Origin of the sequence: Pedobacter sp. MR2016-24 (assembly GCF_026239655.1) — a bacterium.
GTDB lineage: Bacteria > Bacteroidota > Bacteroidia > Sphingobacteriales > Sphingobacteriaceae > Pedobacter.
Genome location: NZ_JAPIVO010000002.1, coordinates 719999 through 738283, shown reverse-complemented (window position 1 = coordinate 738283; position 18285 = coordinate 719999). Strand labels below are relative to the sequence as shown.

Below are 18285 nucleotides of genomic sequence, written 5' to 3'. Positions count from 1 at the left end.
TCATTTTTTTACCAAAATCAGGCATTTCGGCAAATTACCGGAGATGGAACTATTGCTGGAATTCACCGCACCTGTTCATCGATTGTTAACTTATTGTAAATTAGTATGCTCAGCTAAAATCAGGCATAGATATTGCATTCTGCATCATCTATCATGAAAACACGATTACTTACTACAAAACTGCCTGAACTACTGGACTATGCCCTGGCCATTGTCATCAATTCCGTACCCGGTATGGCAGAAGCGGACGGAAGCACCAAGCAGCTATACCAATCCATTACCAAAGAACTATTGGCACAGGAACTGAAATCTAAAAGTCAGTTCGCCCGCCGTAACTTCCGTGTTCTGGCTGGAAAATCTAAATGCAGACACCTTAATAAAGTGAGCGCTTAGCAATTACCTCTGCTAAAAACGATGAAGTGCATCACTATCCTCAATGCCTGAAAATTTTTGATGGTGGCTCATTACTATAGCGTTATAGTAAAAATTGTACCTTTTCCTTTTTCACTCTCTACTTCAATTGTTCCATTCAAAGATTCGATTTGCATCTTGGTCATATATAAGCCCAATCCCTTTCCTTCGCGATCGTGGTGCAGCCTTCCATACAGTACAAATATTCGTTCCCTATGTGCAGCTAAGTCTATACCTAACCCATTATCTGCTATAGCAATCACTGTCTGATTTCCCTTTATACATGCCCTGAGGCTAATTACAGGTTGTTTGTCGGTTGAACGGTATTTGATTGCGTTACAAACCAGGTTGAACAATGTGCTTTGTATATAGCTCTTAATGCTGGTGAGTTCATCAGCATCAGGGTCTATGCCTATATTCAGTACTGCTGAGCTTTCATCAATTTCTTTTTTAAGGTTAATACAGACCGATGAAACCACATCACTTAATAAAAATGTTTCTTTTTTTTCTTCCTGGGTGGACCGTACAGACAACACCGTATTCAAATCACGCAATAAATCATCCATTGACCGTGCGGCCTGGAGAATGTAGCGTTTTGTATCGGCTGCTTCCCCGGATTGGACCTCATATTCGAGAATTTGGGAAAGACCGAGGATACTCGCCACCGGTGCACGCAGGTTGTGCGATACGATATGACTAAACTGCATCAATTCATCGTGTTTTCTGCTCAGTTCTTCAATTAATTTTTCGCGCTGTATCTCTGCGGTTCTTCTTGGGGTAATATCACGTGCAGATGCATAGAACTCACGTATCCATCCCTTCTCATCTAATATAGGCACTACATAATCTTCCAGCCAGATATACTCACCGCTATGTTTGTGTTTCATCCTGTAAACGCGCGTACGCGGATCTTTGGAGGTAAACATATCTTTGGTAGTCGCTTTTACCTGCTTCAGGTCATCCGGATGTATAGCTTTGATCCAGACCAGCGGATCATCACGCACATCCTGAACTGAATAGCCGATTATACCTTCCACCTGTGAACTGAGATAGGTAAAGGTATTTTTGAAAGGGTCTGATTCATCTAAGGAAACAATATAAAATACCTGGTCAGATGAGGTAATTAACCGTGTAACGAGCTCACTTGTTTTCTCCAGGGCTAAATTGGTCTCCTGCTGCCCGGTTACATCGCGCGCCGATCCATACATGTGCATTACCTGTCCCGCTAAATTGGCCTTAGCCGATATGCGGTCTTCAATCCAGCGGTATTCCTGCCTGCCCTGGTGGTACATACGATAGGTAATGACCATCTCCTGTCCGTCCAGCGCCTTTTGAAACATTTCATTTGTTCTGACGGCATCTTCAGGATGCACAGCTTCGATCCACCTCCGGGGGTTTTCGTCAAGTTCCTGCGAACCCATGCCGATGATTTCCATCGAACGTCCACTGATGAAGCTATACATACTTCCGGCTGCATCGGCCGGGTTAATATCCCGGACATAAATTACCTCATCTATATTACTTAAAATGTTATTCAGAAATGTACGCTGGTAAATGATTTCATTCCGGTAATTTTCCATCTCCTCACCAAGCAATTTGAGGCCGGTAACGATTTTTTTGAGTAGACTTACATCTGCTGTGACTTCATCTCTGGCACCGGTAGTATGGCGACTGAATTCGGTAAGCAACAAAATAATACTGTCCAGCTGAGAAGGCGTTGTATTATGCATAGGTAAATGATTGATTGAATGAAGATCGCATTTTGTTCTTATATACTGGTCAAATGCTCAATATTTAATACATTTAATTCACACCACCAAAACGCCATCCTTAAATATAAATCTTAGATCGAAAAGATCACAGGCTCATCGTATTAAAAGAAAAGCGGAAATGACACATCCGTTCACTTCCGCTTTTTCTAAATTAACGCTCTCCATATAAAGACGAATGGGACGGTAGAATATTGTGTGCGCATGTAAATAAAATGTAATCCGCAGCACTTTAGGATCTTTACAATCTGTGATACCCATATTGATGAGAAAGGAATACATTTTCTATTCACCCTCTTTTTGATCAAGGAAGTCAGGCGGATACAATATTTGCCCATGTTTTTCCGCAATCGCCTGTATTGTTTTGATAGATTCAGGATCCATTGGCGGCGATGGAAGAAATTCGCCGGCAGCTACGGGTTCGCCTATTTCTTCAAAAAATTCTTCCAGCCCCGCAGGGACAACCATGCAAAGCAATTGTGCCATTTGATCACTCACATTTTTAAAATAATGTACAATGCCCCCTTCCGGTACTACCACAAAAGAACCTTTTTTTGCCGTATAAGCACCGGCTTCGGAATGAACCTCTACCTCGCCGTCAAGAATATAAAAAGATTCATAAAAACTGGCATGAGAATGTGGTCCCGGACCGTTTTGGGGAGGCACCAGCATTTCAATAGTTGAAAATGCCCCATTCGTTTGTTTGCCGGAAACAAGTACGCGGTAGTTACCACCAACTACAGCTAGTATTTCGCCACCTTCAGGTCCTACTGTGATGGGGTTTGGCTTTGAGTTTTCCATATGATTTTATATTGAGTAAAATTAAAATGTTTATTTACATATATGAGCGTGGTGTACGCCATGTGTATACGATTCAGTTACCGGATATCGCCTGTTATTTTTACAGCAATTTTGACTGCGGTCTGGTTGCTAATAAAAGTACCCCAAATACAGCACAAATAATGATGGCTATAATGTGTGGCATAGCCTGCGCTGTACTAGTGTAACTTTTGCTGAGTACGATCAGCATGTCCGTAAGCGGTATCATTGTACCCGCTAATAAAGTCACGCCCAAAGCCCGTCTCTCCTTCATCAGTACAAAAGCACAAATGATCAGTCCGGAAAAGATGTCTCTGATCCCTTTGATATAATGAAATGAATAATCCCCCTGGTCATTAAAATGGATGCCGTATGCAGCTGTGGCTACCTGAGGAGAGGTAAAAAACCTGGCGCCGAGAAAAATCATTCCCAGGCCCAATAAAAATGCGATGATGTAAGAAATTCTGGTTGTCATAATATTTTGTTTCAAGGTTAAATAATGAATCAAAATTATCAGAACAGGAACCGCTATTCATGCACTTAAGTTAACAAATCAAATCTTACTAAAAATTCTTTTCCGGATACGGCTTAATGATTGCGGTTTCACCCCCACAAATGAGGCGATATGGTATTGGGAAATCCTTTGCTGCAGGTCCGAATGATTTTTTAAAAATCTTTCATACCGAAGTTCAGGTGTTTCTGTATAAAATGAATTGATGTCCTTCAGGATTTGTAAAAAAACCATTTCAATTGCAATCCTGCCATAGCGTTCTCCTTCCCTGACCTTCGCATAAAGCAACTGCAGGTCACTATGAGAAATGACTAAAACAACACTGTCCTCCAGGGCCTGAATAATTTTTGATGAAGGGCTTTGGGGAATAAAACTTTCATAATTACAGACATATTCATTTTCCTGGGAAAAGGCATACGTTTTCTCTTCACCATCGTGATTAATATAATACCTCATCAGCCCCTTCGCAACAAATCCAACCTGTTTACAGATCTGCCCGTCAGCTAAGAAAAAGTCCCCTTTTTTGTAAGTCTTTTCTTTAAACAGCCCGGTAATAATGTCTTTCTCTGTCTCATCAAACGATATCAGACTTTGTATATTATGAAGTAAGTTGCCGTGGTTTTCCATCATGTGTAAAAATAACAATTCACATGAAATGTAGTTTTATGTTTTTGCTGCGCTTATGGTTTTTGAACCTAAGCAGCCGGCTGCGCTTGCCATGCCTGCGCTGCATAGGACCAGTCTTAAATTTGCCCGCCTAAAAAGCCAGTTCATAGGGTTTGGGTACCGGAATTTCCGAGCGGAGTTCTTTTGCAGCATGAAGTGGGAAATAGGGATTCCTTAAAAATTCGCGTGCTATCAATACAAAATCGGCATCTCCGTTTACCAGGATTGTTTCTGCCTGCTGTGCATTTGTGATCAACCCTACAGTGCCAACCAATAATGTATCTTTCACTGCACGTTTGATCGCAGCCGCAAATGGTAACTGATAACCTGGGCCTACAGGAATCTTTGCTTTCGGCACAGTACCACCAGTAGAAACATCAACCAAATCGACACCCGCTGCTGCTAGTCTGAGGCTCAGCCATACCGAGTCATCACTTGTCCAGCCTTCTTCCACCCAGTCGGTAGCAGAGATACGAACAGCTATAGGAAGTTCTTCAGGCCAGACCTTTTTTACATCTTCAATAACTTCAAACAATAGCCTTGTTCTGTTCTCCCTGTTCCCTCCATAATTGTCGGTTCTCCGATTTGGAATGGGAGATGAAAATTCATTCAGCAAATAACCATGGGCACTGTGAATTTCAATCAAATCGAAACCCGCCTTCAGCGCTCTGACAGCGGCATCACTGAAAGATTTCCTGATGGCCATTATATCTTCATGCGTCATCTCACGAGGGACCTGCATATCTGGAGAAAAAGGAATGGCAGAGGGAGCAATCACTTCCCATCCATCCTGATCTTCAGGCATCAGGGCATGGCTTTCTGCACCTGATGCCCAGGTACTTCCTTTTCTACCGGCGTGCGCTAACTGAATCGCTGCAACACTGCCGCGAGCCTTGATGAATGCAGCTATTTTTGCAAGAGGAGCAATATGCTCATCTTTCCAGATCCCAAGATCACCGACACCAATTCGCCCGTCAGCACATACCGCTGTTGCCTCCAGCATCACCGTTCCTGCACCCCCCATGGCCCTGGATCCATAATGTACCAGGTGCCAATCACTGGCAAATCCATCTTCGGCCGAATACATGCACATAGGTGAGGTAATTATACGATTTCTGAACCTTACTGATTTGACATTCAGTTCACTAAATAATTTTGACATTTTTTGTTCTTTTAATTTTAAGCGCATTATTTAAAGATCAACTGTCTTTAAATAATGCGCTTTGATAGTCTTCCCTATTTTTGATACAGGTGAAATAGTTTGGCAACAACTTTCCACTCACCATCAATTTTAATCAATGAATGGTAATCTGTAAAGTCTTCATTTGCCGCATCGCTCTCCATTTCAACACGGACAATAGCCGTTGTCGCAGTTTTGTGCAATACATCCAGGTGGGTCCTGATGTTGGGAGCCTTACCAAATTCTGCTACATACGTATACAAATTGTCTATACTACCTTCCGACAATCCATTCTGAAGGTGGCCGTACATTACTGCATCCTGATGAAAGGTTTTTTTCAACTGCTCAACATTGCCTGTTTTCAACCCTTCTACATATCCTTTTACTACTGCCAATACCTCTTCATAATCCTGAACTGCATTGCTGTTTTGATTTACGCTCATCATTTTATTTTTTACATGATAAATTATACTTACTTCATTCAAGTCTTGTTCACAGCAATTATTTTAATCATCATTGCAGTTAAACATTTAGAGATTTTAAAACCTTAAGATTTTATGTCACTATCGATTTGACTCCACAAAATTAGGATGATTGCACCTTACGCACCCGTGATTTACCTCACTAAATAATAGTGTGATACATTACGCTTTTACTTATGCAGTTTATATTTACCCTGCACCGATTTCATTATATTTGTATGAAAAATCTATAAATTAAGTACATGGTAGATGTTTTAAGAAAACATATTGAGGACATTGTTAGTATTACAGATGAGGAGTTTGCCTTAATATTATCCTACTTCACTAAAAAATCCTGTAAAAAACACCAGTATTTAGTAGAGATGGGCGCTTTAGCTCCAAATGAGTATTTTGTACTTCAGGGCTTAGTGAAATCCTCACATATTGATCAGTCAGGAAGAACACATATTCTGCAGTTTGCCATGGAGAATTGGTGGATATCAGACATGGAGGCTTTTCAAAAAGGCACATATGCTACGGTGGATATTGACTGTCTGGAAAAAACGGAAGTGTTGTACATTACTTACAAAGACAAGGAAAAACTCTGCAGTGAACTTGCAAAAATGGACTATTTTTTCAGGATAAAAAGCAGTGCCGGAAACGTTGCCCTTCAAAAAAGAGTGTTAATGCTGATGTGTGCCACCGCGACTGAGCGTTACAATTCCCTGATACGTCAATACCCCGATCTTTATCAACGTGTTTCTAAAACTTTAATCGCATCTTATCTGGGTGTAACCAGAGAAACTTTGAGTCGCCTCACATCCGGCTAAGCTGATCAACCAGTCCCCTTCTATTCTTCTCAACGAGTTAGTGTGAACAGCTGGTATTCAGGATGCTCTTCGTTTGTTTCCTGTGATTGAAGAAAGTTAAATCTCCTCAGCAGTTTAGTTGAACGCTGATTCCGGTTGTGGGTAAACGCCACTATTTTTTGCAACTGCAAGGTTTGAAAAGCATAGGCAATCACTTCCCCTGCTGCTTCCTGCATTATTCCCTGGCCCTGCAATTTTGTCATCAGCTCATAGCCAATTTCACAGCTACTTTCTTCCTCTGAGAAGTTAAAAAGACAAATTGTCCCAACAACTGTTTTTGTTTCCGTCAGCGTGATTACCCAATAAAGAGAATTGTTTTTTTGAATATGATCATTAATCATGTTGATGAAGTGTATGGCATTATCAATTGTTTTACTGGGTTCCCTGTCAAGATACCTGTTTATTTCTATGTCAGCGCGCAAAGCAAAAATATCCTGCTGGTCATCAATCGATAATTGTCTGAGTGTGAGCCTTTCGCTTGTCAGGATCGGGAAAGGTGTGAAATTTCTGCTTACCATTTTTGTCTGATTTAATATTTTAAGATATGGCTGTTACAAAGTATTATCAAGGTAGTTAATATCCCTGACGGGAGATACTTTTCATCAAATTTCTAATTCAAAGAGTGCTTTTTTTGACGCTCTTTCTTATTTCCTGTTCATAAGCATAAGCGATATCAGAGTTCTCATTTGCTTGATTTCCGATAACAATCACGCTGGTATTACTTTTGGGATAGTACAGGTTAACAGCAGTATATCCTGCATTTGGATGAAATCCTGTGTGTCCAAATTCCAGGATGCGATCTTCGTCATTTATTCACAACCCATATCCATATGACAGCATGAGTAAAATCTTATTTGTTTATTATTTCTTCAACAATATTCAAAAACTTTTCTTGTTGATCTGCAAAAGGATAGTGCGAGCAATTATCTATAGTATAAAAATTTGAAGAGCCAGTAATCTTTTTTAAATCTGATAATTGTTTTTTAGAGAAAATGCCATCTTGCACTCCATAAATGGCTGAGAGCTCAATCTTTTTATTTACGATGTTTTTTAGCATGGGTTTCGTGTCAATATTGACACGCGATTCATTTTGATAAAAAAGCAAAGGCGCTTTATCATTGCGAATATTGGATTTGGAGAAGCTACTGTTCTCGTACTTCGCATTCACTCTTTTTGATTCTTCGGTAGGTGTCGTCATTTTGAAGAAGCCATAGTGTGATGCAACTTCATAAGTCTGTTTTCGATATTCTGCACTTTGCACATCAAAGGATTTAATATTTGAAATCTTTTTAAGAATTGACATATCCTTCTTTTGGGTTGCAATTTTTAGAGTGGTGCCAAGTATATGGTCATAAGATTCCTGTTGCGAAAATAGTCCCCCGACCAAAATAAGCCGCTCTACTTTTTCGGGAAATTTACTTGCAAACAAAGTTGAAACAATACCGCCGAAGCTGTGACCTAAAAGACTCACTTTTGTTAATCCATATTGTTTCATTAGACCATTCAGATCAAGACAGGCCTCATCAAACGTCAGTTTTGCGCCTGGATCTCCAGACCGGCCTTCCCCTCTTCGGTCATATACAATTACATAGTAACCTCTTTCACTCAGCGCTGTTGCGGTGGTTCCTTCAAATAATGTGGAATTACCCCGGGGACCACCGTGTACATATATTAAAGCCGGATTCCCTTTTTGACCGTAGGCTTTAGAATATATTTGCTGAGCGAATGACCTTTGAGGTTTAACCGATAAAACAGTAATAAATAGAAACAATACTATTTTAAGTTTAATGGTAATTATGCGATTGCATGCATTGAAGAGACCTGGCATTAGCTAACAAATTATGCTGTAAAATTTCGTGAATATAGTAATTAATCGAACGGCTGGAATTGTTTATGTTCCCATGGTCCGCCCAGGTAATACCAAAGATCAAGACCTAAGGCCTGAATATCAAATGCTATAAATTTCTGAGAAAGTTCTGCCAGCAATGTCTTAGCGATTTCAGGACTCGTCTTATTCTGAACTGTAATATGCCCCCTGAATCCCTGCTTGTCCTGAGCACTAAGACGGGCATTAAATTTCTGGCTCAATTCAGACCGAAGGAGGTTCAACGACTGGCTTTCTACCCGGAAAGCCACACCCGCACCAAGATTGAATAACCCGGTTACCTGCATAACAAAAGATGAAACCGACAGCTGCGAAATGATCTGCACTGTTTCTGGTGTATCTGGTAGTTTATGAAACAGCGTTAGATGTGCTTTTAAAAAATTGCGTTCAGGAGGAAAATGCTGCAAACGCAGTGAATCGAAATAGCCCTGAGAAATACTATCCAATCGGACGGTCAGAATCAATACACGCTCCTCTTTTTCATTCATAACGGTTAAACATTTTAGGTCACCCCTTATGGCTTTTTAATGATGGCAGCACAAGAGACTCAAATATGCCGATAATCCGATCAGCATTATAATTATAATAGATATCTATAAATCATGCTATTTTAATACCAGGCTCCTTTCATCCAAATTTGCCTCAGTTTTTAAATCTAGAATATCAGATCAAATAGTTAATAAATATCAATAAAATGGAATACAGAAAATTAGGAAAAACAGATCTAAAATTATCAGCTATTACTTATGGTGCATTTGCTATTGGCGGAAGTATGTGGGGTGGAAATGAAAAACAAGATTCTATCAGAGCTATTCATGCCTCCTTAGATCATGGTGTAACCAGCCTGGACACAGCACCTTTCTATGGTTTTGGATTAAGTGAAGAGTTAATTGGCGAAGCTATCAAAGGCAGAGACCGCTCAAAAATCCAGTTGTTAACCAAATTCGGATTGGTATGGGATGGCAGCAACAAGGAAAAGGGGGAATTCTTCTTCGATGCGGGCAGCGATGGAAAAAGCATCCCGGTATATAAATATGCCTCCAAACAAAATATCATCAAAGAAGTCGAAGAAAGTCTGCAAAGGTTGGGTACCGACTATATAGACTTATTGCAAATCCACTGGGCAGATGCAACTACACCTATTTCAGAAACGATGGAAGCGATGGATGAGTTGATTAAACAAGGTAAAATCCTTGCTGCAGGTGTCTGCAATTATGATCTTGCTCAATTACAAGAGGCAGAACAAACCCTATCGCTCGCATCAAATCAACTTTCCTATAGTATGCTCAACAGGGCTATAGAGCGGGATATAGTACCTTATACCATTGATCACAACATTGGCCTGATTGCTTATAGTCCCTTGGAAAGAGGTTTATTGACGGGTAAATATTTTAAGGATGCTACTTTAAAAAATGACGATCACCGTAACGGCTATTTCGGGCAGTTTAACGCTGAAAAAGTAAAATCATTTTTAACCAGTATTGAACCATTAGCGAAGGAAAAAAATGCAACGCTTGCACAGCTGGTGTTACGCTGGACAACGCTGCAGCCCGGAATTACATTAGTACTTGCCGGATCAAGAAACGCTGAGCAGGCTGTATCAAATGCACAGGCAATGAACATCAAGTTGAACACTGAAGAACTCCAGCTGATCAATAACCAGCTTTTAACACTTTAGCACATGGGAAATAAATGCCATTATTGTACTATCCTGTTTAAGTACTTCAACATTTACCTTTATATCCTTAGTCACTATTTTATCTCCCTTTACAATGAATGCTGGTTCATTACTTTGACAACCAGTAAATAGCGCAATGACCGTAAGAATTTTTGTTATCCTTATCACTATCAGGATAGTAGGCTTGACAAATCGGATTGCTGGTTTCATAAACAGTTGATTGTAATCATTAATATTACCTGCAGCACTCAAATTATGCCCCATTGGTTTGTTTGCCGGAAACTGGTACGCGGTCATCCAGCCTTTTTCTTGAATGTTTTCAATCAATTGAAAGAGGCTCTGAATTCTACCGGCGACTGCTTTGTTTTGGCTTTGAACAACTTACTAAACGATTGCAAATGTTCAAACCCCAATTCAAAAGCAATTTCGCTGACGGATAAATTAGTGGTAGACAACTTCTCTTTAGCCTTTTCGATTAATTTTTCATGAATGTGCTGCTGGGTATTCTGTCCCGTAAGCACCTTCAGCAGGCTGCTCAAATATTTAGAAGAGATATGAAGTGACCCGGCGAGATAAGCAACGGTCGGCAAGCCTTTTAAGATCAGGTCATCACTATTAAAATAATCTGTCAATAAGGTTTCCAAACTTTCCAATATATGGTGATTGGCTTTCTCCCGTGTAATAAACTGCCGATGATAAAAACGATCAGCATAGTTGAGCAATGATTCGATATGCGAGATAATGATACGTTTACTATATTGGTCAATATTGGACTGATATTCCAGCTCAATGTTTTTGATGATTGCTGTGATGATTTCTTCTTCTTTTTCAGAAAGATGCAAACCTTCATTCAATGAATAGTCCCAAAAATCATATTGTTTAATAGTTTTGGCCAGGGAGGTATTCCAAATAAAATCAGGATGAATGTAAATTACCCATCCTGATTTTTCTACTTTTTCATCTTCATTGTCAACACCGATACTGAACACCTGGTTGGGCGACATAAAAGACATGATGCCTTCATTAAAATCAAAAGGTTGTTGTCCATACTTGCTTTTGAAGTTGAGCATTCTTTTAACGGAAATCGAATAAAAATCCATATTCATACTAACCGGCACACTACCATGTGCATCTGCAACTGTTCCCACATCAATTACGCTCAGTAGCGGATGAAGCGGTGCGGGCATGTGTATGAAATGGTGAAATTCGCTTATCGTTTTAAAATGTTCCATAACTATTCTTTGTCTTTTTTGATTTCCAGCACCAGCTTGCCACGTATATGCCAGGATTCGCTTTCACGGTGTGCTGCAGCAAAATCTTCCAAAGCAAACACTTTATTGATAAATACCTTCACTTTGCCGTCATCAATCAATTGTGCTATTTCTGCTAACCATTCCTGTCTCGGTTGGTTTGCAGAAAGTTCCGCTACCGCATTTTTTCGGGAAATGGCTTCTTTGAGTTCATCACTAAACGGAAAATCCGTATTCACACTGACTAATACCCCTCCTGTCTTAAGCACCCTGACAGCTTTTAAACGTTCCATGTTATCGCGCATTGGCGAAGCCTCCAGTACAAGGTCAATATCATGTAACAGTTCCTCATACTTTTGGGTATTGTAATCAATAACCTCGTCCGCACCAATTTCACGCAGATAGTCGAGATTGCTGCCAGAAGCAATGGCAATTACATAGGCACCTTTTGCCTTGGCAAACTGTACGGCGAAACTTCCAACACCACCTGAGCCACCCTGAATTAAAATGCGTTGCCCGGCCTGTAAATTTCCGTATTCAAACATACCCGTCCATGCCGTGAGCGCTGCCAATGGTACAGCTGCGCTTTCAGTAAAACCAATGCTTTCAGGTTTTAACGCAAACCGGGTAGCTTTGGCGACACAGTATTCTGCATAACTTCCGTTGCCCGGAAAATTAGGGACACCATATACGGCATCACCTTTCTGAAGAGCAGTTACCTCATCACCTATTTCTTCCACAATACCTGCTGCATCCCAGCCCAATGTGAGGGGTAAAGTCAGGAAAGATCTTAGCGCTTCATTTGCACCATTCCTGATCGCCCAGTCGACAGGATTAACACCACTGGCAAACACTTTCACCAAAATTTCATCCTTTGCCGGGACAGGACGGTCTATCTCTTCGAATCTGAGTACCTCTGGTCCACCATATTCATTAATTCTAACTGCTTTCATCATTTTGATTTTTGTTAGAACGAATTTCAGGATCATTCCCAAAGTTAATTTAGCCAAACTTCACTTTGTTTAAGCCTGATTGCCTGTTCAATAGCTATCACTACCCTTTTTATCAGGATGTAAAGGCACAACCAGGTAACAACCATCCAGTTCATGGGAATGATTGTTATTAAAACCAACAGTGAGGATATTGATACCTGACAACTGCTGATTAAACAAATCCAGCGTCCCCCATTCCCCATTATCATAATAACCACCAGAGGGAACACTTCCGGACAGTATATAACTGATTGGATGTTTAAACTTTAGGCTATCTGTCCCAATTTTGAGTTGAAAATAACCCATACCATACCATCGTGCAGGTCTGGTAGATGGTGCTGCCGCCATAGAGAAATAGGTGCCGGACTGATACCGCTGTTTCAAAAAATAATCGATGCTGATTGCAGAGTTTGGGTTTTCCCAGGCGTAATGCTTTAAACCAGTCTGGTGACTATAGTCCGTAACCGGCAATAACTCATGGAAATTATGCTCAAACTCAGCGGGCACAGCAATGTTACTCTTTTTCGGGATATATACTTTGAACACTTCGCCATCAACCGATAGGATGAAAGTCATTGGGTCGTCCTCTTCATATACTGTTACCGCATCAGCCCGTGATAACAATTCCCCGGTCAGGCTCGATAGTGCTTCCGGGGCCATTTGCAAATCTTTGTTGATGCTTTTGTAGGGCCTCTTCTGGTCATTCCCGGTTTTAAGATAATCATTGTAACTGTCTTCATACAGCAGATGCCCGTTAAATGGTCTGCCAAAGGCCGTGTTGCCTGTTTCATTCAGACTATCCAAAGCTTCTCCTTTACTGTTTATTCTGTAATAAGTTATCGAATAAGTTGGTGACTCGTATTCTTTAGGCTTGAACTCCTCTACGCTCTGCACAATGATATTCCTGGTAATGGAATCCCGGTAAATTGTTCTTGGTCTGGTGCCGGTAAACAAGGATATAATTTGATAGTCTCTGCTTTTTACTTGTTCATTTAATGCAGGATAACTCTTGTATTTTTCAGGTAGGCGCGAGAGAAAATAGCTTTCACTTCTAAAATAAGCCCTGACTAATAAGCCAAGGAAAACGACTAACACGATGAGGACTATATACATTTTCTTTTTGTGCATGTGGATGTCTAATCTGGAATCATATTCCGGTTCTAAAATAAGGTTAGTTTTTAACAAGCCCGGAATATTTTAATTCAATAGCTATCCCTGATTTTTCAGTGACTGGTGCTACAACGCTGAAATGGCCTGGTGATTTCACTCAGATTGCAAAATATGGTGAAAACAGCTAAGCCGCGAATTGATAAAACTTAATTAGAAATATTATATTAGCGAAACCAACGCTCAAAAAAATGTATTCTAACAAACACCTGGCACGGATTGCCGGCTTCCTTTATTTATTGGTTATTTTAACAGGGCTATTTGCCGAAATCTTTGTCAGACAGGCGCTGCGTGTTCCGGGTGATGCCCTGGCCACTGCTCATCTCATTCAGCAATCGGAAACCTTATACCGTTTAGGACTAGTTGCAGACCTATTTAACTTCGTCTGTGGACTTCCAGGGGTATTGATTATGTATGTATTATTTAAGCCTGTCAATAAATATCTGATTAGCCTGGCGATGTTTTTCGTGCTCATTCAAACAGCAGTTATAGCAACCAACTTACTGAACCAGGTTTCACCCCTGCTCTTTTTAGGCAATGCCCAGTACCTCACTGCATTTGAACCCAGGCAACTGGCTGCCCTCGCTGTGCATTCGTTAAATTTGCAGGCGCAAGGTTACGGCATAGGACTGGTTTTCTTTGGATTTTATTGCATAACCGTTGGTTACCTGATCTTAAAATCACAGCTCGTGCCGCGAATTCTGGGCGTACTGTATGCACTTGCCGGAATAAGTTATCTGGCAAACACCTTTACGATGCTCCTGTCGAAAGATTTCGCTAATCCGCTGTTTCCCTATTTTGCATCCATATCATTTATTGGCGAAATCTCACTTTGCTTATGGCTTTTAGTTATGGGAGTAAAAGACACTCAAAAATAACCCTATAAATTAGCTGGTTAACTCAATAATTTTGCAGTCATCCAGTTTAAGACTAATGGTGGAATCAGCTACCGGTCTCTATTGATGCCATGCGGATGGTGCGCTTCGATCTGATCTGCCAGCAGATGCAGCAGTTCTTCTTTCAGTTTTCCCTGGTTCTGGCAGATGTGCAGGTAATTGTATTTGTCCGGCTCAAAACTGGCTACTACTCTGCCATTCTGAAATACGTTCACTTTACAGCTTTCGCCGTTGTGGTGCAGGTATTCACCAATCTCAAAATGATGAACCTTTTTATCTATAGTGATACTGATCGGGTAATTTTCCATTTGCTTGCAATAACAATCCGTATAAAATGTAGTTTTAACTTTTTGCTGATCTTATTCTTATTCTACTCAACTAACAAATTAACTATTAAACTGTTATATCAGCAACCTAAACATACCACCATGCAGGAAGAAGAAACTTTCGAAATAGCCGTAAAGATCAATGAAGGATTGGAGCCCTTAACTTTTACCATCATCGCTCAAGACGACATCTCAACACTTGAACATGTTTTCAGTTTCAAGGTAATAAGGGATAAACATACGCTCGCTACCATTCGGCCCGACGCTGATCACTGCTGGCAATTGTTAAAAGGAGAAATGGAAAAGGAAGATGTAGATGCAATTGGATCGGCTATTGACGCTCACTATGCGTAATGCATAACTTTCAGTGACTCTTAGCCTATCTATGCAGGATTAAATGAGGTTTTTAACCAAAAGTCTCTTTAGCCTTGTTTATGGCAGCAATCATATCAATACCTTCACCTAATACACCTGTAAATAAATCACCTGTTTCCCGTAACCGGTCCGGCGCATTCTTTATCGTAAAGTCCCGCATCGTCAGTCCAGGTTTCACTTCATCCCAGTGCAGTGGCATGGACACTGTCGCCCCGGGTTTTGGTCTGAGAGAGTACACGCCTGCGATAGTAGCACCAGGCCTGTTCTGCAAAAAGTCCAAATACATTTTCCCGCTCCTGTTTGAGATCATCCTTTCCAGAGTAGTATACGAAGGAAGTTCTTTATGCACCAGCTTCACCACTACCTGTGCAAAAAGCTGACTCTGATCATAACTATACTTAGCGCCCAGTGGTACATAAATGTGAATACCTGTAGATCCCGATGTTTTTACAAAAGACGGCACATCCATACCATCTAATACAGTCTTTGTCATCTGCGCCGCTTCAATTACCTGTTCAAAGGTATTTTTATCCGGATCCAGATCAATCACGCAATAATCAGGATTATCCGGCGATTGCACTTTACTGAACCAGGGGTTCATTTCGATGCAGCCCAAAGTCGCCATCCAGAGCAATGTAGCCCGGTCATACCCCAGCAAATATTCCTTTTCTTCACCTTTATCATTGGTATGCGGCATCGTATGTGCCCAGGAAGGTGCAGTTTCCGCCACATTCTTCTGGTAAAAACTTTGCCCGTGTATCCCTCCGGGAAATCGGTTCAGCGACATGGGTCTGTCCAGTAAGTAAGGCAGCATATAGGGCGCAACCTGATCATAATAATTGAACATATCCCGCTTTGATATTCCGTCTTCCGGCCAGTATAATTTATTGAGATTCGTAAACTTGATCAGGTGTCCATCGATCTTCTTTTCTGCGATTTCATTTTTTCCTTCCATCAATGGTTTTTCCGGCATTTTTCGGTGTACCCCCTTCACTTTTCCAGTAGCCGGCGCAGCTTCCGCCACTATTTCTGCTGTGACTGCCGCAATCTCCAGCACCACATCAGCCGGATCTTTATCCTCGCGCAGACCTTTAAATGAGGCCTGCCGCAGCTTGCCATCCCTGCTGATTTCCGCAAATTCCACTTCGCAAACCAGTTCCGGTTTCAGCCAGGTCGGTTTGGCGCCCAGCCGCTGAGGGCGGAACCGGGAAGGCTCGTCCACATCAGGTACAGTTTCAAAAGGGCAGACTTTCGTTTCCAGCTGCTTAAATTGCTTCAGCAATTCTTTCTGCATCAAATCATTGAAACCAGTGCCTACTTTACCGATATACTGAAGGGAACCTGCATCATCATAAACACCAAGGGCTAACGCACTAAAATTCTTTTCAGTATCCCCGTTCCGGGTATAGCCGGCAATTACTACTTCCTGACGAAGTTTAGCTTTCACTTTCAACCACTCCCTGGACCGGGCATCGCCTGTATATACACTTTCAGCGCGTTTTGCAATAATCCCTTCCAGTTTCATCCGCTTAGCAGATTCATAAAAGGCTATTCCATCTGCGTCAAAAAGATGACTGATCCGAACGGTTCCGTCTTCAGCAGGCAAAATAGCTTCGAGGATTTTGCGGCGATTCAGCAAAGTAAGATCCGTCAGCAGCCTACCTTTAAACCATAAGATGTCGAAGACATAAAAGACCAGGTTGAGTTCCTTTTTATCCCGCCAGTTCTGCAAAGCACCAAATTCCGGCACCCCGATTTCATTTAAAACAACAATCTCACCGTCAAGTACCACATCCAAATCCCATGTTGCCATCAGCTCATTGATGGGAGAAAAGTGTTCATATACAATGTTGTTTCTGGACACCAGTTCAGCTACACCATCTTCCACAAACGCTAATGACCGGTATCCATCCCATTTAATTTCATAGAGCCATGCCGGATCATGAAAAGGTTTGTCTACCTGCGTCGCTTTCATCGCCTTGATAGTTCGCGGCATTTCAGCCGAAGGAGCGGCATCCAGCAATGCTTGAACTTCAGCATCCAGAGAAACACCTTCTTCAATCCCAGCATTGTTTCCGCCGGCCGCTTGTTTCCCTGCCGACTTTCCGCTATGCTCCGCCCCTGCTTTCCTCGTATCGGACTTCTCTACATGCTCCCCCGCTTCGGCAAGGTCAATCCACACTGGCGCATGGTCACTGGATTTCTCCCAGCCGCGAACGTGTTTATCCACCCCACCAGATTGTAAGCGCTCAGAAAGAACAGGGTTGAGCAGAAAATGATCAAGGCGCAAGCCCGCATCTCTGTCATAAGCCTTCCGCAAATAATCCCAGAAGGTATAAATCCGTTCCCCGGGATAAAGCTTTCGGATGGCATCAGTCCAGCCCTGAGCGACCAAAGCTGCGAAAGCGTCCCTGCTCTCGATCCGAAACAACGCATTGCTTTTATATTTTTCCGGCTTATAAGTATCTAATTCTGTAGGCATTACATTATAATCGCCCACCAGCATCACCGGCAGTCCGGTATCAAATAAGGTCTGCCCATGTTCAGCTAACCGGGAAAACCAGCGTAACTTATAGTCAAACTTAGGCCCCGGATATGGATTGCCATTGGGCAGGTACAAACAGCCAATCACGATTCCATAGGTGAAACCTTCAATATAACGGCTATGCGTAAAAGAATCATCTTCCCCCGGTAAGTCGTCCCGCAGTTGCCTGATCTCTTTCTTCGATAAAATCGCAACCCCATTCCAGCTTTTTTCACCTTTCCATATGGCATGATACCCGGCCTTTTTAATTGCTGCGACCGGGAAATGAGCAGATTCACTTTTCAGTTCCTGCAAACACACTATATCGGGCTGCGCCTCAGAGAGCCAGCGCAAAAGTACTGGCAGACGGCCATTGATCCCGTTGATATTGTAAGTAGCAACCTTCATCAAATAACCAGGTCTTTATGCAGTTGATTCAGTACAAAATTACTTTGCGTTTCTCCAGGCATATGCTTTAAATGTTAGGTAAATGTTTGAGGATAACA

At 41.5% G+C, this 18285-nt stretch carries 19 protein-coding genes; 5 read left to right on the top strand and 14 right to left on the bottom strand.

Annotated features, from left to right (window positions below; all coding sequences use genetic code 11):
* Positions 1 to 153 precede the first annotated feature (153 nt).
* A complete protein-coding gene (locus OQX62_RS07380; RefSeq protein ID WP_265830802.1) occupies positions 154 to 393 on the top strand; it encodes a hypothetical protein in 240 nt (79 codons plus the stop codon).
* 74 nt (positions 394 to 467) lie between these two features.
* Here the strand turns inward: OQX62_RS07380 and OQX62_RS07375 are convergent, their stop codons facing one another.
* The 6 genes from OQX62_RS07375 to OQX62_RS07350 all read right to left on the bottom strand — a co-directional run bounded on the left by OQX62_RS07375 (position 468) and on the right by OQX62_RS07350 (position 5802).
* On the bottom strand, positions 468 to 2141 hold the full coding sequence (locus tag OQX62_RS07375; RefSeq protein WP_265830801.1) for a sensor histidine kinase: 1674 nt from the start codon (positions 2139 to 2141) through the stop codon (positions 468 to 470).
* Between the two features lie 324 nt (positions 2142 to 2465).
* On the bottom strand, positions 2466 to 2981 hold the full coding sequence (locus OQX62_RS07370) for a cupin domain-containing protein (protein WP_265830800.1): 516 nt from the start codon (positions 2979 to 2981) through the stop codon (positions 2466 to 2468).
* A 100-nt stretch (positions 2982 to 3081) separates the two neighbouring features.
* Positions 3082 to 3474, bottom strand: coding sequence for a DUF4267 domain-containing protein (locus tag OQX62_RS07365; RefSeq protein ID WP_265830799.1), 393 nt, complete (start codon positions 3472 to 3474; stop codon positions 3082 to 3084).
* Positions 3475 to 3552: 78 nt separating this feature from the next.
* On the bottom strand, positions 3553 to 4140 hold the full coding sequence (locus OQX62_RS07360) for a Crp/Fnr family transcriptional regulator (RefSeq protein ID WP_265830798.1): 588 nt from the start codon (positions 4138 to 4140) through the stop codon (positions 3553 to 3555).
* 127 nt (positions 4141 to 4267) lie between these two features.
* Positions 4268 to 5338, bottom strand: coding sequence for an NADH:flavin oxidoreductase/NADH oxidase (locus OQX62_RS07355; RefSeq protein WP_265830797.1), 1071 nt, complete (start codon positions 5336 to 5338; stop codon positions 4268 to 4270).
* A gap of 74 nt (positions 5339 to 5412) precedes the next feature.
* On the bottom strand, positions 5413 to 5802 hold the full coding sequence (locus OQX62_RS07350) for a nuclear transport factor 2 family protein (protein WP_265830796.1): 390 nt from the start codon (positions 5800 to 5802) through the stop codon (positions 5413 to 5415).
* 278 nt (positions 5803 to 6080) lie between these two features.
* Here OQX62_RS07350 and OQX62_RS07345 point away from each other — a divergent pair, with 278 nt between their 5' ends.
* On the top strand, positions 6081 to 6647 hold the full coding sequence (locus OQX62_RS07345; protein WP_265830795.1) for a Crp/Fnr family transcriptional regulator: 567 nt from the start codon (positions 6081 to 6083) through the stop codon (positions 6645 to 6647).
* Between the two features lie 29 nt (positions 6648 to 6676).
* Here OQX62_RS07345 and OQX62_RS07340 read toward each other — a convergent pair whose 3' ends face one another.
* The 3 genes from OQX62_RS07340 to OQX62_RS07330 all read right to left on the bottom strand — a co-directional run bounded on the left by OQX62_RS07340 (position 6677) and on the right by OQX62_RS07330 (position 9059).
* Entirely contained in the window at positions 6677 to 7204 is a 528-nt protein-coding gene (locus OQX62_RS07340; protein WP_265830794.1) for a GNAT family N-acetyltransferase, read from the bottom strand.
* A 332-nt stretch (positions 7205 to 7536) separates the two neighbouring features.
* Positions 7537 to 8514 (bottom strand): alpha/beta fold hydrolase, encoded by a 978-nt coding sequence (locus OQX62_RS07335; protein ID WP_265830793.1) that lies wholly within the window; start codon positions 8512 to 8514, stop codon positions 7537 to 7539.
* Between the two features lie 41 nt (positions 8515 to 8555).
* The gene (locus OQX62_RS07330) at positions 8556 to 9059 is read right to left on the bottom strand and encodes a 2'-5' RNA ligase family protein (protein ID WP_265830792.1); all 504 of its coding nucleotides are present in this window, start codon (positions 9057 to 9059) and stop codon (positions 8556 to 8558) included.
* Positions 9060 to 9265: 206 nt separating this feature from the next.
* Between OQX62_RS07330 and OQX62_RS07325 the strand changes: the two genes are divergently transcribed.
* Positions 9266 to 10249, top strand: coding sequence for an aldo/keto reductase (locus OQX62_RS07325; protein WP_265830791.1), 984 nt, complete (start codon positions 9266 to 9268; stop codon positions 10247 to 10249).
* A 323-nt stretch (positions 10250 to 10572) separates the two neighbouring features.
* On the opposite strand, the gene OQX62_RS07320 is transcribed toward OQX62_RS07325, so the two are convergent.
* From OQX62_RS07320 to OQX62_RS07310, 3 genes are all read right to left on the bottom strand, one after another.
* The gene (locus OQX62_RS07320) at positions 10573 to 11481 is read right to left on the bottom strand and encodes a helix-turn-helix domain-containing protein (protein ID WP_265830790.1); all 909 of its coding nucleotides are present in this window, start codon (positions 11479 to 11481) and stop codon (positions 10573 to 10575) included.
* Positions 11482 to 11483: 2 nt separating this feature from the next.
* Complete coding sequence (locus OQX62_RS07315; protein ID WP_265830789.1) at positions 11484 to 12455, bottom strand: NADP-dependent oxidoreductase; 972 nt, start codon at positions 12453 to 12455, stop codon at positions 11484 to 11486.
* An 84-nt stretch (positions 12456 to 12539) separates the two neighbouring features.
* A complete protein-coding gene (locus OQX62_RS07310; RefSeq protein ID WP_265830788.1) occupies positions 12540 to 13619 on the bottom strand; it encodes a hypothetical protein in 1080 nt (359 codons plus the stop codon).
* Between the two features lie 230 nt (positions 13620 to 13849).
* Between OQX62_RS07310 and OQX62_RS07305 the strand changes: the two genes are divergently transcribed.
* Positions 13850 to 14536, top strand: a complete 687-nt coding sequence (locus OQX62_RS07305) for a DUF4386 domain-containing protein (protein WP_265830787.1) — start codon at positions 13850 to 13852, stop codon at positions 14534 to 14536.
* Between the two features lie 68 nt (positions 14537 to 14604).
* Here the strand turns inward: OQX62_RS07305 and OQX62_RS07300 are convergent, their stop codons facing one another.
* Positions 14605 to 14862, bottom strand: a complete 258-nt coding sequence (locus OQX62_RS07300; RefSeq protein WP_265830785.1) for a hypothetical protein — start codon at positions 14860 to 14862, stop codon at positions 14605 to 14607.
* 120 nt (positions 14863 to 14982) lie between these two features.
* On the opposite strand from OQX62_RS07300, the gene OQX62_RS07295 reads away from it, so the two are divergent.
* The gene (locus OQX62_RS07295; protein WP_265830784.1) at positions 14983 to 15234 is read left to right on the top strand and encodes a hypothetical protein; all 252 of its coding nucleotides are present in this window, start codon (positions 14983 to 14985) and stop codon (positions 15232 to 15234) included.
* Positions 15235 to 15286: 52 nt separating this feature from the next.
* On the opposite strand, the gene ligD is transcribed toward OQX62_RS07295, so the two are convergent.
* Entirely contained in the window at positions 15287 to 18187 is a 2901-nt protein-coding gene (gene ligD / locus OQX62_RS07290; RefSeq protein ID WP_265830887.1) for a DNA ligase D, read from the bottom strand.
* Positions 18188 to 18285: the final 98 nt, after the last annotated feature.

Bases quoted from the DNA above. Each gene is read 5' to 3' on its own strand.
- OQX62_RS07380 (WP_265830802.1), top strand. From the start codon at position 154: ATGAAAACACGATTACTTACTACAAAACTGCCTGAACTACTGGACTAT.
- OQX62_RS07375 (WP_265830801.1), bottom strand. From the start codon at position 2,141: ATGCATAATACAACGCCTTCTCAGCTGGACAGTATTATTTTGTTGCTT.
- OQX62_RS07370 (WP_265830800.1), bottom strand. From the start codon at position 2,981: ATGGAAAACTCAAAGCCAAACCCCATCACAGTAGGACCTGAAGGTGGC.
- OQX62_RS07365 (WP_265830799.1), bottom strand. From the start codon at position 3,474: ATGACAACCAGAATTTCTTACATCATCGCATTTTTATTGGGCCTGGGA.
- OQX62_RS07360 (WP_265830798.1), bottom strand. From the start codon at position 4,140: ATGATGGAAAACCACGGCAACTTACTTCATAATATACAAAGTCTGATA.
- OQX62_RS07355 (WP_265830797.1), bottom strand. From the start codon at position 5,338: ATGTCAAAATTATTTAGTGAACTGAATGTCAAATCAGTAAGGTTCAGA.
- OQX62_RS07350 (WP_265830796.1), bottom strand. From the start codon at position 5,802: ATGATGAGCGTAAATCAAAACAGCAATGCAGTTCAGGATTATGAAGAG.
- OQX62_RS07345 (WP_265830795.1), top strand. From the start codon at position 6,081: ATGGTAGATGTTTTAAGAAAACATATTGAGGACATTGTTAGTATTACA.
- OQX62_RS07340 (WP_265830794.1), bottom strand. From the start codon at position 7,204: ATGGTAAGCAGAAATTTCACACCTTTCCCGATCCTGACAAGCGAAAGG.
- OQX62_RS07335 (WP_265830793.1), bottom strand. From the start codon at position 8,514: ATGCCAGGTCTCTTCAATGCATGCAATCGCATAATTACCATTAAACTT.
- OQX62_RS07330 (WP_265830792.1), bottom strand. From the start codon at position 9,059: ATGAATGAAAAAGAGGAGCGTGTATTGATTCTGACCGTCCGATTGGAT.
- OQX62_RS07325 (WP_265830791.1), top strand. From the start codon at position 9,266: ATGGAATACAGAAAATTAGGAAAAACAGATCTAAAATTATCAGCTATT.
- OQX62_RS07320 (WP_265830790.1), bottom strand. From the start codon at position 11,481: ATGGAACATTTTAAAACGATAAGCGAATTTCACCATTTCATACACATG.
- OQX62_RS07315 (WP_265830789.1), bottom strand. From the start codon at position 12,455: ATGATGAAAGCAGTTAGAATTAATGAATATGGTGGACCAGAGGTACTC.
- OQX62_RS07310 (WP_265830788.1), bottom strand. From the start codon at position 13,619: ATGCACAAAAAGAAAATGTATATAGTCCTCATCGTGTTAGTCGTTTTC.
- OQX62_RS07305 (WP_265830787.1), top strand. From the start codon at position 13,850: ATGTATTCTAACAAACACCTGGCACGGATTGCCGGCTTCCTTTATTTA.
- OQX62_RS07300 (WP_265830785.1), bottom strand. From the start codon at position 14,862: ATGGAAAATTACCCGATCAGTATCACTATAGATAAAAAGGTTCATCAT.
- OQX62_RS07295 (WP_265830784.1), top strand. From the start codon at position 14,983: ATGCAGGAAGAAGAAACTTTCGAAATAGCCGTAAAGATCAATGAAGGA.
- ligD (WP_265830887.1), bottom strand. From the start codon at position 18,187: ATGAAGGTTGCTACTTACAATATCAACGGGATCAATGGCCGTCTGCCA.